The 14,277-nt window shown below is 30.5% G+C and carries 14 protein-coding genes; 7 read left to right on the top strand and 7 right to left on the bottom strand.

The annotated features are described in order from the left end of the window. Positions 1-3 precede the first annotated feature (3 nt). The 4 genes from KQI41_RS02995 to KQI41_RS02980 form a co-directional block, all read right to left on the bottom strand. Positions 4-834: a sulfurtransferase gene (locus KQI41_RS02995; protein WP_216584850.1), complete on the bottom strand. Its 831-nt coding sequence runs from the start codon at positions 832-834 to the stop codon at positions 4-6. 107 nt (positions 835-941) lie between these two features. After that, on the bottom strand, positions 942-1,712 hold the full coding sequence (locus tag KQI41_RS02990; protein ID WP_216584849.1) for an ABC transporter ATP-binding protein: 771 nt from the start codon (positions 1,710-1,712) through the stop codon (positions 942-944). Positions 1,713-1,722: 10 nt separating this feature from the next. Next, complete coding sequence (locus KQI41_RS02985) at positions 1,723-2,736, bottom strand: FecCD family ABC transporter permease (protein ID WP_216584848.1); 1,014 nt, start codon at positions 2,734-2,736, stop codon at positions 1,723-1,725. Then, a complete protein-coding gene (locus KQI41_RS02980; RefSeq protein WP_216584847.1) occupies positions 2,736-3,818 on the bottom strand; it encodes an ABC transporter substrate-binding protein in 1,083 nt (360 codons plus the stop codon). Before KQI41_RS02980 ends, KQI41_RS02985 begins: the two co-directional genes overlap by 1 nt. Positions 3,819-4,057: 239 nt before the next feature. On the opposite strand from KQI41_RS02980, the gene KQI41_RS02975 reads away from it, so the two are divergent. Next, on the top strand, positions 4,058-5,638 hold the full coding sequence (locus KQI41_RS02975) for an aldehyde ferredoxin oxidoreductase N-terminal domain-containing protein (RefSeq protein WP_216584846.1): 1,581 nt from the start codon (positions 4,058-4,060) through the stop codon (positions 5,636-5,638). Positions 5,639-5,729: 91 nt separating this feature from the next. On the opposite strand, the gene KQI41_RS02970 is transcribed toward KQI41_RS02975, so the two are convergent. Both KQI41_RS02970 and KQI41_RS02965 read right to left on the bottom strand, forming a co-directional pair. Next, complete coding sequence (locus tag KQI41_RS02970) at positions 5,730-7,091, bottom strand: MATE family efflux transporter (protein ID WP_216584845.1); 1,362 nt, start codon at positions 7,089-7,091, stop codon at positions 5,730-5,732. A gap of 141 nt (positions 7,092-7,232) precedes the next feature. Continuing rightward, positions 7,233-8,138 carry a L,D-transpeptidase family protein gene (locus KQI41_RS02965; RefSeq protein ID WP_216584844.1) on the bottom strand — a complete coding sequence of 302 codons (906 nt, stop codon included), beginning with the start codon at positions 8,136-8,138 and terminating at the stop codon, positions 7,233-7,235. Positions 8,139-8,356: 218 nt separating this feature from the next. On the opposite strand from KQI41_RS02965, the gene sufC reads away from it, so the two are divergent. The 6 genes from sufC to KQI41_RS02935 all read left to right on the top strand — a co-directional run bounded on the left by sufC (position 8,357) and on the right by KQI41_RS02935 (position 13,498). Then, positions 8,357-9,112 (top strand): Fe-S cluster assembly ATPase SufC, encoded by a 756-nt coding sequence (gene sufC / locus KQI41_RS02960; protein ID WP_216584843.1) that lies wholly within the window; start codon positions 8,357-8,359, stop codon positions 9,110-9,112. 11 nt (positions 9,113-9,123) lie between these two features. After that, positions 9,124-10,530, top strand: coding sequence for a Fe-S cluster assembly protein SufB (gene sufB / locus KQI41_RS02955; protein WP_154438906.1), 1,407 nt, complete (start codon positions 9,124-9,126; stop codon positions 10,528-10,530). An 11-nt stretch (positions 10,531-10,541) separates the two neighbouring features. After that, entirely contained in the window at positions 10,542-11,591 is a 1,050-nt protein-coding gene (gene sufD / locus KQI41_RS02950; RefSeq protein ID WP_216584842.1) for a Fe-S cluster assembly protein SufD, read from the top strand. Further along, the gene (locus KQI41_RS02945) at positions 11,584-12,822 is read left to right on the top strand and encodes a cysteine desulfurase (RefSeq protein WP_216584841.1); all 1,239 of its coding nucleotides are present in this window, start codon (positions 11,584-11,586) and stop codon (positions 12,820-12,822) included. The genes sufD and KQI41_RS02945 overlap by 8 nt, the downstream gene beginning before the upstream one ends. Then, entirely contained in the window at positions 12,812-13,234 is a 423-nt protein-coding gene (gene sufU / locus KQI41_RS02940) for a Fe-S cluster assembly sulfur transfer protein SufU (RefSeq protein WP_154438903.1), read from the top strand. The genes KQI41_RS02945 and sufU overlap by 11 nt, the downstream gene beginning before the upstream one ends. An 81-nt stretch (positions 13,235-13,315) precedes the next feature. Beyond that, the gene (locus KQI41_RS02935; protein ID WP_154438902.1) at positions 13,316-13,498 is read left to right on the top strand and encodes a small, acid-soluble spore protein, alpha/beta type; all 183 of its coding nucleotides are present in this window, start codon (positions 13,316-13,318) and stop codon (positions 13,496-13,498) included. Between the two features lie 42 nt (positions 13,499-13,540). Here the strand turns inward: KQI41_RS02935 and KQI41_RS02930 are convergent, their stop codons facing one another. After that, complete coding sequence (locus tag KQI41_RS02930; protein WP_154438901.1) at positions 13,541-14,272, bottom strand: amino acid ABC transporter ATP-binding protein; 732 nt, start codon at positions 14,270-14,272, stop codon at positions 13,541-13,543. Positions 14,273-14,277 lie beyond the last annotated feature (5 nt).

Raw genomic sequence — 14,277 nt, 5'->3', positions numbered from 1 at the left:
GTTTTATTTATCTCCTTTTATTACCTCGTTATCTTCATAGCTTACCCAATCACTATATCCACCTACATAAAATTTAGGCTTCAATCCTACTTCTTCCATAAACATTAGATTTACTGTTCCTGTAATACCTGAACCACAATGGACTATTACTTCCTTATAACCTTTTAATGTTTTAAAATATTCTTCTAGCTCTTCCTTTGACTTTAATCCATCTTCCACTAAATTCATCCATGGATAATTTAAGGCATTTGGAATATGTCCTGGTATTTTATCTAAAGGTTCTACTTCCCCAATATATCTTTCATAAGCTCTGGAATCGATTATAGCCACATCTTTATTTCCAATGGCTTTTTTTACATAGTCTATATCCACTTCAATTGATGGCTCTAGGTTTAAGGTTAGAATATCTGACTTCTTGACTTTAGGAATTTCTGTAGTCACTTCCATACCATTTTCTACCCAAGATTTTATACCACCTTCTAGGATATAAACCTGATGTTTTCCAGAGTATTTGAGAATCCACCATAATCTACCTGCCATGGCCAAATCTCCATCATCATAAATAATTATAGTAGAATCATCTTTTATACCAAAACTTTTCATGTTTTCTATGAACTCATTCATATTAGGCAATGGGTGTCTGCCTCCATGTTCTCTTAATTCACCAGTGGTGATTTCTTCCATAGGCACAAATTGTGCACCTTTAATATGCCCTTTCTTGTATTCATTAAGACCGTAGTTAGGATTATTTAATTCAGCTCTAGTATCTAATATGATTAAATCTTCTTTCATTATATTATCTTTTAACCATTCTTGAGATATGATATTTTTCATGTTTCCTCCAATATATTTTTATAGTTTCTAGTTATTATTTCTTACCCAAATAATTTTAATATATACAATTATATAAAAAATAAAACCAGTAGGAAATCCCGCTGGTTTTATTTTACTATCATATATTTTCCATTATAATGAATTATCTCTATATCTTCATATATTTTATTAAATACTTCTTGAATAAATCCACTATCTGCATCCTTTATATAAAAATCAGCAAACTTCTTTTTATCTTTTAATACTATAATCCTATCACAGTAGGTCAGTGCCATATTGGGGTCATGCAAAGTTATTAGCCCAGATTTTCTTTCTTTTTTTATTACTTCCCTTATCTTTGACAAAATCATATGGCTGTTATTGAAGTCAAGAGCACTATTTGGCTCATCAAATAGCATAAATTGTGAATTCTGCATTAAAGACCTAGCTACAATAATTAATTGCTTTTGCCCTTCACTTAAATGGAGAAAATTTTTATTAGCACATTCTTCCATATCCATTTTTTCTAGTATATCATAAGCAATTTTTCTATGTTCATTAGTTGGATGACTAAAAGTGCCAAGATAAGGAGTAATTCCCATTAGTACAACCTCTAACACCGTTGTGTCATATATTATACTATGTTGTTGGGGCATAAAAGAAATATACTTTGCCCTTTCTTTTTCCTTATATTTCATCATATCTTTATTATCTATGAAACATTTTCCACTTTTCGGTTTAAGCAATCCGCAAATCACTTTTAATAAAGTTGTTTTTCCAGTTCCATTTAAACCTAAAAGAGCAGTGAATTCACCTTTTTTCATATGAAAACTAATATCATCAACTATTAACTCTCTCCCATAACTAGCAACTATATTTTCAATTTTTAATACCTCCATTATACTCCTCCTACCTATGGCGACTCATTAAATATGCTAAATAAGGTGCCCCAATAAAAGTAGTCAGTATGCTAATGGGAATCTCGCTACTTCCTATACTTCTTGCTAGGCAATCAGCTACAATTAGGATTAATGAACCAATTAATCCACTAAAAATAGCAGTACTAAAGTCATTTCTCTTCCTTATAATCCTTGCTATATGTGGTGCTATTAAACTTATAAATGATATAAGTCCAGTAATACTTACAATACTGGCTACAACTAAAGTTGCAGCTATAATAATAAGTAAGCGTACTCTTTCAATCTTCAGACCAAGACTTTTCCCCTCATCATCACTTAATGATAAAATATTTATCTGCCATCTAAGTAGTATAAGCATAGTAATGCCCAATAAAAAGAAAGGTAATATCCCTAACATTTTATCAGATGTAATTCCTGCAAAACTACCCATGGACCAAAACTCTATTGCTGCAAGCTGCCTTTCAGGGTCTGCAAAAAACTTTAATATCATTATTAGTCCGTTAGTTATTGAACCAATAACAATACCTGCTAATACAAGAGTAGCAATCCCCTTATTTTCTGACATCCTAGTAAGTCCAAGAGCTACAAAAACTGCTACTATACCTCCTGCAAAAGCACTAAAGGCTATGGTAAATGTTCCGCCAGATAAAAATACTATTGCAATGGCAGCCCCAAGAGTTGCTCCAGAGGATACTCCTATAATATCTGGTGTTGCAAGAGGGTTTTTGAAAATAGTTTGGTATACACTTCCCGATATACTAAGCCCTATTCCTGCCATAATAACCATAATAGTCCTTGGAAAACGAAGGTTGAAAAATACCATTTTTACAGTTGAATCAACTTCCTTACCAAGAATAATTTTTATTATATCTTTAATAGGAATTGGATACTTTCCTACTCCTATGGAAAATCCAAATGCAGTACATAATAATATAATTGCCATAAGATATTGAAGGAAATATTTGTTATTAGTCTTCCTTACCTCTGAAGAATATATCTTCATTATTTAGTAATCTTCTCTCTATCTACTGTAAAATCATAAAATGTTTCATAGAAGTTAGCCACTTCTTCTTTAAAATCATCGAAGTTTTGAGTGTCTTCATTTATAACAAATGTTAACCACATTGTACCTAATATACTAGAAGGTACTGGAGAGTCCCAAGCTTCAAATGTATCTGGCATTACATATATTCTATTATTTTTCACTGCATTGATTCCAGCCAATTTAGCATCATTTATTATATCATCTTTTGTATAATCTGCTTCTGGTACTATAACTATAATATCTGGATTATAAGCTATTAATTGCTCATAGGAAATAGTAGCCCAATAAGTATCATCAATGTCAGAAGCAACGTTGATACCTCCTGCTGCTTCTATCATATGGTTTTGGTACATATTCTTTGCTGCTGTAGACAGAAAATCACTATTACCTCCTAGATAAACCTTCTTCTTTTCTGCCCCAGCTAACTTCTCAATTTGTATATACTTATTATCATAATAAGATATTAGCCTATCAGCTCTCTCTGTAGTTCCTGTAGCTAATCCTACTATTTTAAGAGTTTCTTTCAGTAAATCCATATTTTCAGGATTTACTGCTATAACTTTTATTCCCATTTTCTCTAAACTTTCTACAGCATCCTTTAATCTAATAGGTAATATAACTAAATCTGGTTCAAGTGCTATTGTGCCTTCTAAATTAAATTCTTTTGCTGTACCAACGTTTGGAAGTTCTAAAAACTCAGGTGCTGCTAATGAATAGATAGGTCTTGATTTAGCTTTTGCCTCTATTCCTGCTACATTATCCTCTAATCCTAAAGCAATCATCATAGATGTAGTTATATAGTATCCACTTACTATTTTTTCTGCCTTTTTATCAAGTGTTACTGTTCTCCCTAGATGGTCTGTAATAATAATTTCACTTTCTTCAGATTCTTGCTCTAATTCTTTATTTTGTAGTTCTTCTGTTGACGCATCTGTTATTTCTTCATCAACTTTAGATTCACCCTTTGGTTTACATCCAACCATGGATACAGAAATTACAAAAACCAACAGAAATAAAATACCTCTTTTCCAAAATTTCATTAAAATCCTCCTTTAATTTTCATCATATTATCTTGCTCTAATACTTGGTAATTGCAGTATTAATCTAAGTATTAATCTAAATAAGATATACCATATAATTTTTTCAATGTCAATTAATTAGCAATTCTTAAAAAGATTATCTATACTGTAATCCTTCCTATAGATTTTACTAATCTATAGATGGTTTGAAAAAAATTAATGGTATAATCTATTAGAAAAGATTAAGGAGGAAATTTAATTTGAGTAAATTACTTTATATAGATTTAACGAAAAAACAAATAATTAAAAAACAAAACGCTTTCGAGGATTATGGCAGAGGTTTAATTGCCAAGATTATAAAAGAGGAAGTTTCTCCTAACATTGACAGACTTGATGACGAAAACGTAATAGTATTAGTCCCAGGTCTATTCTCTGGAACCTTAGCTCCCAGTACTGGTAGGCTATTGGTAGGTACAAAATCTTCAAAAGATGAAGGAATACAGATTTCAAATATTGCAGGTACTATCTCACAAAAATTAGCATCTCTTAATATAGATGCCATTGTAATATCTGGAAGAAATACTGAAGAAATACCATTAACACTATTAATTGAGGAAAATCATATTGAGTTAGTTAATATAAATAATATTAAAGGTATGAATGTATCTTCAACTATAGATATTATACAAGACTTATATGGAAAAGAATGTGGGGTTATTGGTATAGGTCCTTCAGGTGAAAATCTATTACCAATATCCACTCTATTTAGTACATATCCAGAAGGAAGTCCCTCCTTTTATTGCGCAAGAAACAGTATAGGCGATATTTTTGGATATAAGGGATTAAAGACCATAACTGTTAAAAACAAAAAACATTTCAACGCTCCAGTATATGATGCAGAAAATATGAAAAGATGTTCTAAGGAATTATCCAAAATCATTATAGATCATCCTATATGTGGTAAAGCTTTGCCTGGACTTGGTTCTATTACTTTAATGAAAATGTTATCCCAAGGTAAAAATATAGATATGTCCGAGTTAAATAGCAACAATAATATCAAAAATAATTATATAGATACAGCGTTTAAAATTAATAGAACTTGTTCTCCTCTTTGCGTAGTAGGTTGTTTAAATAGGCATACTAAAACAGGTGAAGACTATTACTCTGCTCCTGCTGAAAGTGAAGCATATGCAGCATTGAATGAATGTTTTGGTATAAATGATAAGCAATATGTAAAAAATTTTACAAATAGATGTTTTGAATTAGGTATAGATTGTATTGAATTCATCTTTAGCTGTGCTCTTTATTTTAATCTACAGGAAATAGAAGGTAGTATAAAAGAAATGGATAAAGCTTTAGAGGAGGTCAAGAATCTTACTTTAGTAGGCAGAGTATTAGGTAGTAAAACTGATGGTATGTATAGTTTGTTTAGAGAAAAAGAAAAATATAAGAAAATGGTATCTAAGCCATCCATAGTTGAAGAAAAAAACTTTAATATAGATATTCAGTCAAAAACTATAAATTTACCCGGATTATCAGATTTAGATTATTTATACGCATATATAATTACCTTAGAAAATCTAGGTTTTTGCTTATTTGCTTCTTTTGCATTTATAGATAATCCTAAAGCATTAACACTATTATCTAAATTGTTTTTTTATAAAACAGGAATAGAATCAAGCGAAAAAAACATTTTGGACTATGCTCTTAAAACTATAAAAAATGAAAAAGAATATGAAAGTGAAGTAAGGCTAAAAAATGTATCTAAAACTATACCTAATTTCGTGAAAGTTCTATATAGATATTTTCACAAAGATGAAACTAAAGTGTATAATGAATAAGGAAAACTGCCATATGGCAGTTTTCCTTATTCATCCCATTGCTTTCTTATTTTCTATCAGATAATCCTAATATATTCTAATATTAAATTATTTAATTATTCTCCCGAAGCAGTTTTTTAAATTGTATCGAAAAGGTTGTTACTGTAATAGTAACTGCAATTAAATCTGCTACAGGCTCTGCAAAAAATATTGCAAATACTTTATCTGCAAAGAAATGAGGCAATATATATATTAAAGGTATCAATAATATTACTTTTCTAAGTAATGCAAGAAATAATGATATTTTGGCTTGTCCTATGGCTATAAACGTCTGTTGACAGGCTATTTGTGCTCCAAGTATAATTCCTAAACCTAAATAAATCCTAAGTCCCCATGAAGTAAAATCTATAAGTGCCATATCCTTACTAAATAAAGATACAAATATTCTTGGGAATATCATCATCAATCCCCACATTACAAAAGAAAAAGTCATAGCCGATATTATAAGTAGTTTAAAGGTTTCCCTTACTCTATCATTATTCTTTGCACCATAGTTATAACTAATTATCGGCTGTGCACCCTGAGTCAATCCTGATATTGGTAAAAATATGACCTGCATTAAACTTGATAATATGGTCATTGCTCCCACTGCCATATCTCCCCCATATCTTTGTAAAGATGCGTTTAAAGATATATTTAGTAGACTTTCTGTACTATTCATTATAAAGGGAGATATTCCCAACATAAGAACTGGAATAATAACCTTTTTATCTAGTCTCATATTTATCTTACGAATCTTTAATCTAGTTTTTTCTCCCAGCATAAAATTTAAAACCCAAATGGCTGATACTGCTTGAGAAATAACTGTAGCAACGGCTGCCCCTTTAACACCCATATTAAATCCAAATATTAGAATTGGATCTAAAATTATATTGATTACAGCACCTATTAAAACTGTCATCATACTTATTTTTGCAAAACCTTGAGTTGATATAAAACTATTTAGTCCCAAAGTTATCATCACAAATATGGTTCCGCCAACATAAATATTTAAGTAACTAAGTCCGTAACCAATAGTATCACTACTGGCTCCAAATAACATCAACAGCTTTTCACCTGTTGCTAGGAAAAAAGCTGTTAAGATAATAGAAATAAGGATTAAAAGTACAAAGCAATTTCCTAATATCTTTTCAGCTTCATTGTGATTTTTCTCTCCCATTTTTATAGCCGCCCTTGGTGCCCCTCCCATTCCTATAAGAGCACTAAATGCTGTAATTATCATAATAATTGGAAATGTAACTCCTACACCTGTTAAAGCTGCTGCTCCTATTTCTGGTATATGTCCTATATAAATACGATCAACAATATTATATAGCATATTCACAAGCTGAGCTATAATTGCCGGCATTGCCAGATTAAATAATAGTTTTCCTACACTGTCTTTTCCTAGTTTGTCTGTTGTTTCATTATTCATTTTTTACCTCCTATTTAAGAAATACTGCAAAAAAATAAAAAGATATGGCAACATGGTGGATTTTCCACTAGAAGCCATCCTTTTACAATAAATCTATATAGTTAGTTTATCAAATTAATCCTTTCTTTACAAGTCTAGGATTTACTTAAATACCACACCAAAACTTTTGAGTTTTTCCTCACTTCCTATCCATACAGGAGTATTTTTTTCTACTATATTATATAAATACTCCACATCTTCATTAAACATTCTAATACATCCTAAAGAAATATATTTTCCAATACTATGCTCATTTGAATTTCCATGGATTCCATATACTCCTCCACCTTTAATATTTAATCCCATCCATCTTTTTCCTAAGGGATTATTAGGTGCTCCTCCTTTTATGGGCTTACTTCTACCTGCTCCACCCCACGCTGGGTTTACATATTTAACGATTATACTAAACTTTCCTTCGGGGGTATATTCAGGTTCTTTTCCTGTTGCTACTGGATATTTCTTTATTATTTCCTTTCCATTTAAGTGATATAAAGTATTACTATCTTTATTTATTATTATAAATTTTCCATTAGGTGTATCCTTCGTAAATTCTATTTCTATTTCTGATATACTTATATTATTGTTCTCCATGTCTTGGTTTATCTTTTCATATGTATGGTTTCCAATTATTCCATCTGGTGATAATCCATTATCTCTTTGATATTTTACTATTGCGGATTTTGTATTCCCATCATAAAAATAATCACTAGCCATATCCATATATCCTTTTTCCTTTAAAAATCTTTTAATCCTTATAACATCTTCTGATGCTATACCTTCTCTTATTTTTAATTTATCTGGTACAAATTTTATGATTTCTTTTTGTTCTTCTATTTCTTCTGTTTCTTCAACTTCTTCTGTTTCTTCTGTTTCTTCAACTTCTTCTTGAACTTCTATTATGTTTTCTTCAGTATTTATATTAACTTTATTTAATATTTCTTGATTTGGTTCAGCAATCATAGTAGATGAAATAATAGATAATACTAATATTAGTCCATTTTGCCACATATAATCCTCTCCTTTATATCCTAAACAAGCTTTCTATCTATTGTATTCTTATGATTTTGTAATTATATCTAATATATCTTTGTTATAGGATAAAGTCATAATTAATTCCTACTAAATTAGTAGCTTTACTTTCTTAAATTATAAGTATATAATTATAAATATATAAAGCTGATAACACCTATCAATTGATAAGGTATTTCATATATAGGAGGGTTTGTATGACTAACAATTTATTAAATATAAGTAATTTAAAGGTAAATATAGAAGGCAAGGAAATATTAAGAGGTGTTGACCTTCAAGTAGCAAAAGGAGAAATCCATGTAATCATGGGACCTAATGGCGGCGGTAAATCTACTTTAGGATATACTCTAATGGGTCATCCTCAATACGAAATTACAGACGGAAATATAGAGTTTGATGGAGAAATAATAAATGATTTGAAAGTAGATAAACGAGCTAAAAAAGGTATATTTTTATCTTTCCAATATCCAGAAGAAATTCCAGGCGTTACAGTAGAGGAATTTTTAAGAACTGCTAAAACTTCTGTATCTGGAGAAATGCAGAAAATTATTCCTTTTAAAAAATTATTAAAGGAAAAAATGAGTCAATTGGAAATGAAAGAAGATTATGCTTCAAGATATTTAAATCTAGGTTTTTCTGGTGGAGAAAAAAAGAAAAATGAAATTCTTCAAATGTCTATTCTTGAACCAAAACTTGCAATCCTAGACGAAACAGATTCTGGGCTTGATGTAGATGCCATAAGAATAGTAGCTGAAGGTGTAAAGAAACTTCAAGATACAGAAAAATCTATAATAGTAATAACTCACTATAATAAATTACTGGAATATCTTCAACCTGATTTTGTTCATATTTTACTTGATGGAAAGATAGTAAAAACCGGTGGATTAGAACTAGCTCAAGAAATTGATAAAAAAGGATATGAAAATATTAGAAATGAATTTTCCAATAAATAGAGGTGAGAAATATGGAAAGAAAAAAATCTGTTATTGAAGATATAGATAGGGGAATTTATGATATTAAAAATGAATTTACCTATAAATATAAGACTGATAAGGGATTAACTCCTGAAATAATAATGGAAATTTCTAGAGAAAAAAATGAACCAAAGTGGATGACTGACTTTAGACTAAAATCTTTAGAAATATATAATAACAAACCTATTCCTACATGGGGGGCAGATTTATCTGATCTTGATATGGAAAATATAATTACCTATATTAAGCCAGATTCAGATATGAAAAATAGCTGGGAAGATGTTCCTGATGATATAAAGGACACCTTTGAGCGATTGGGACTCCCTCAAGCAGAAAGAGAATCTTTAGCTGGAGTAGGAGCACAATATGATTCAGAAGTAGTTTATCATAATATCAGGCAAGAATTAGTGGATGCAGGTGTAGTTTATATGGATATGGAGACTGCATTAATAGAATATGAAGATATAGTTAAAGAATACTTTATGAAGCTTGTTCCGCCTAATGACCATAAATTTGCTGCCCTTCATGGCGCTGTATGGTCTGGTGGTTCTTTTGTCTATGTTCCTGAAGGAGTTCAAGTAGATATTCCTTTACAATCTTACTTTAGGCTTAATGCACCTGGAGCAGGACAATTTGAACATACATTAATTATAGTTGAAAAAGGTGCAAAACTTCATTTTATAGAAGGTTGTTCTGCACCAAAATATAAAGTAAATAATCTTCATGCTGGCTGTGTTGAGTTATTTATAAAAGAAGATGCTGCCCTTAGATATAGTACAATAGAAAACTGGTCTAGAAATATGTACAATTTAAATACTAAAAGAGCTGTGGTAGATAAAAATGGAACCATAGAATGGGTTTCTGGCTCTTTTGGTTCTAAAGTTTCCATGTTATATCCTATGAGCATATTAAGGGGAGAAGGTGCCAAATCTGAATTTACTGGCATTACCTTTGCCGCAAAGGGACAATATTTAGATACTGGTACAAAGGTAATTCACGCAGCACCTCATACTACTTCTACTGTAAATTCTAAGTCCATATCAAAAGATGGTGGATATGCCTTTTATAGAGGACTTCTCAAAGTAGCTAAAGATGCTTATGGATGCAAATCCACTGTATCTTGTGAATCTTTAATGCTTGATAATTACTCTAAATCCGATACTCTACCTATTATTGAATTAAATAATGATAATATAGATATAGGACATGAGGCTAAAATAGGTAGAATCAGCGATGAAGCAATTTTCTATCTAATGAGTAGAGGAATCAGTGAAGAGGAAGCTAAAGCTATGATAGTCAGAGGATTTGTTGAACCAATAACAAAAGAACTTCCTCTTGAATATGCTGTTGAATTAAATAATTTAATTAATATAGAACTTGAAGGTTCTATTGGATAAGGAGGGATACAATGCTTTGGAAAAGAATTAATTTAGAACATTTTGATTTTCCCAATGTAGTAAGTTACAACAAAGAATATATTGATATTAATAATATTTCAGATAAAATCCAATTAACTAATAATCCTAGGAATATAGATTTAGATATAGATATGAATGATGTTAAAGGATTAGGAGATAGATTTATTTCATTTTCTAAAGAATGCTATAATAGCGGCATAGATTTATCCCTTCCTAGAAATGTAAAAATAAAAGAACCTATAATAATAAAATTTAATATGGACATGGCTAATCCTATGGTTATAGATAAAAATATTATTGTAGCTGAATCTGGTAGCGAAGCTACTATTATATTTGACTATAGTTCTATAAAAGAAGCAGAAGCTTTTCATAATGGACTAACTGTTGTATATGCAAAAGATAATACAAAAATAAATATAATCAAAATTCAAAGAATGAATGATCTATCTTTAAATTTTGATTCAAACTTTGCCTTTGTTGAAGGACAAGGAAATGTTAACTGGATTTCTGTAGAATTAGGAAGTAGTATTAGCGGTACAAATTACTCTACATTTCTAGAAGGAGAAGCAAGTGAGTCCAATCTCTCATCTATTTATTTAGGAGATAAAGAACGTAAAATGGATTTAGGATATTCTATGATTCATAAAGGTCCTAGAAGTTTAAGCAGTATTGAAACTAAAGGAGTTCTTAAAGATAAATCTAAAAAAGTCTTTAGAGGAAATCTGGATTTTAAAAGAGGTGCTAGACATTCTAAAGGTGTTGAAGAAGAATATGTAATATTACTTGACCCTACTGTAAAATCTGATTCCATTCCTGCTTTATTATGTGAAGAAGATGATGTGGAAGGAGAACATGCTGCCAGTGCAGGACAAATTGATGAAAATAGACTTTTTTATCTTATGAGTAGAGGTTTAAATGAAAGAGAAGCAAAAAAAATGATTATAGAATCATCTTTTAGACCTATAATTGACAAAATACCCTTTGAAGACTTTAGACTTATTATTAACAAGGAAATTGAAGGGAGACTTATGGATGAATAAATTAGACCCTTTAGAAATAAAAAAAGATTTTCCTATATTTAATCAAAAAATAAATGGGAATAGTTTAGTTTATTTAGATAATGGTGCTACAACCCAAAAACCTATAGATGTTATAAACGCCATTAGTGATTATAATATAACTTCTCATGGCAACCCCCATCGGGGAGCTCATGAACTTAGTATAAGAGCTACTGAGTTATATGATTTATCTAAAGCAAAAGTAAAAAAACTTATAAATGCCAAACATATAGAAGAAATTATATTTACTAAAAATGCTACAGAGTCTCTTAACTTAATTGCTTATTCTTATGGTATGGAGTTCATTAAAGAAAACGATGAAATAGTTCTTGCCATATCAGAACATCATAGTAATATCCTACCTTGGCAAAGAGTGGCAAAGGAAAAAGGTGCAGTCCTAAAATATATGTATTTAGATGAAGAAGGAAGGATTTCTCTAGAAGAGATTAAATCAAAAATAACTAATAAAACAAAAATAGTAGCTGTTGCACAAATGTCAAATACTCTTGGAACTATTCACCCAATAGAAGAAATTATAGACTATTCCCATAAAGTGGGAGCAGTAGTCATAGTAGATGGTGCGCAAAGCACTCCCCATATGCCAGTAGATGTCCAAAATCTTGATGCAGATTTCTTTGTTTTTTCTGGACATAAAATGTTAGGTCCCATGGGAATTGGTGTATTATATGGTAAAATAGAACTTCTTGAATCCATGTCACCATTTTTATTAGGTGGAGATATGATAGAATATGTTTATGAACAAGATGCTACATTTGCTCCATTGCCCTTTAAGTTTGAAAGTGGAACAAAAAATGTAGAAGGAGCTGTAGGATTAGGATCAGCCATTGATTATTTGCAAAAGATTGGATTAGATAATATTAAATCCCACGAAAAAAAATTAATGGAATATACATTAGATAAGATGCTTCCTTTATCATATATAAATATTCAAGGACCTAAAGACTTAAATATGCGTGGCGGTATAATATCCTTTACTATGGATGATATTCATCCTCATGACATAGCTTCTATTTTAGACTCTTATGGTATAGCCATAAGAGCAGGACACCATTGTTGCCAACCTTTAATGAAATATCTTAATGTACCTGCAACTTCAAGGATTAGTTTCTACCTTTATAATACAAAGGAAGATATAGATAGATTTATTGAAGGAATTGAAAATGTAAGGAAGTGGTTTGGCTATGGATCTTAACTCTATTTATACCGAACTAATTATGGAACATAATAGAAGTGGACACAATAAAAAAGCCTTAATAGAGCCAGATATAAGAGAAAGAGGTCACAATCCTAGCTGTGGTGACGATATTACTTTAGAGATTAAACTCAATGAAAATATAATAGAAGATGCCTCCTTTACAGGAGTGGGATGTGCCATATCTCAAGCTTCTACTTCTATGATGATAGATTTAATAAAAGGAATAGCCAAGGAAGAAGCTTTAAGCTTAGTAGAACTATTTCTATCTATGATTAAAAAAGAAATCATAGATGAAGATCAATTGGAAAAGTTAGAAGATGCCATAGTTCTTCAAAATATTTCCAATATGCCTGCTAGAGTAAAATGTGCCGTTTTAGCATGGCATACACTAAAGGAAGCCATTAGCTAAAAACTTTCATTTAATTACCTAGTATGAAATATCCTCTAAGTATATAAAATAAAGATAAATAATATACATGAGGTGATTCTAATGGTTAAAAAACCAATAAATGAAAATGCTATGAAAGCTTTTGAGGAAATGAAACTAGAAATAGCCAATGAATTGGGCTATGATTTTACCACTATGGCAAATTCCATGGGAATGACTAAAAATATAGCACCAGGAAAAAAACAACATTCCAATGATGATAAGAACACTTTTAACCCCTCATAAAACAAAAAACTAGTTGCAGCATAAAAGCTGCAACTAGTTTTATTATATTACACGTCTTAAAAATTCTCTTGTACGTTCTTTACTTGGATTATTAAATATTTTATCTGGAGTTCCTTCTTCTGCAATAACACCTTTATCCATAAAAACAATACGATCTGCCACATCTTTTGCAAATTCCATTTCATGAGTTACTATTATCATTGTAAGTCCTGTTTTAGCCAGTTCATTCATAACTTTAAGGACTTCTCCTACCATTTCAGGATCAAGAGCAGATGTTGGCTCATCAAATAATATTACATCTGGTTCCATAGATAAACTTCTTGCAATTGCTACCCGTTGCTTTTGTCCTCCTGATAATTGTTTTGGTTTTGCATTGATATATTTATCCATATCTACTACTTTTAAATACTTCATAGATATATTTTCTGCTTCTTCTTTAGAACGATTCAATACTTTTCTCTGTCCCACCATGCAGTTTCCTAAAACATCATGATTATTAAATAAATTGAACTGTTGAAACACCATGCCTAGATTTTTACGATATAGACAAATATCATGATTATCATCTAGTATATTTTCACCTTTATATATAATCTCTCCCCCACTGGGTACTTCTAAGAGATTTATACATCTAAGAAGAGTAGATTTACCAGAACCTGATGAACCAATAATACATACTACTTCACCTTTATTTACTGAAAAATTAATGTCTTTCAGAACCTCATGATTTCCAAAAGATTTATTCAAATGTTTAATTTCTATTATCTTTTCCATATTCT

This window comes from Tissierella pigra (genome assembly GCF_018917845.1).
GTDB classification, from domain to species: domain Bacteria; phylum Bacillota; class Clostridia; order Tissierellales; family Tissierellaceae; genus Tissierella; species Tissierella pigra.
This window is presented reverse-complemented; position numbering and strand designations above follow the sequence as displayed.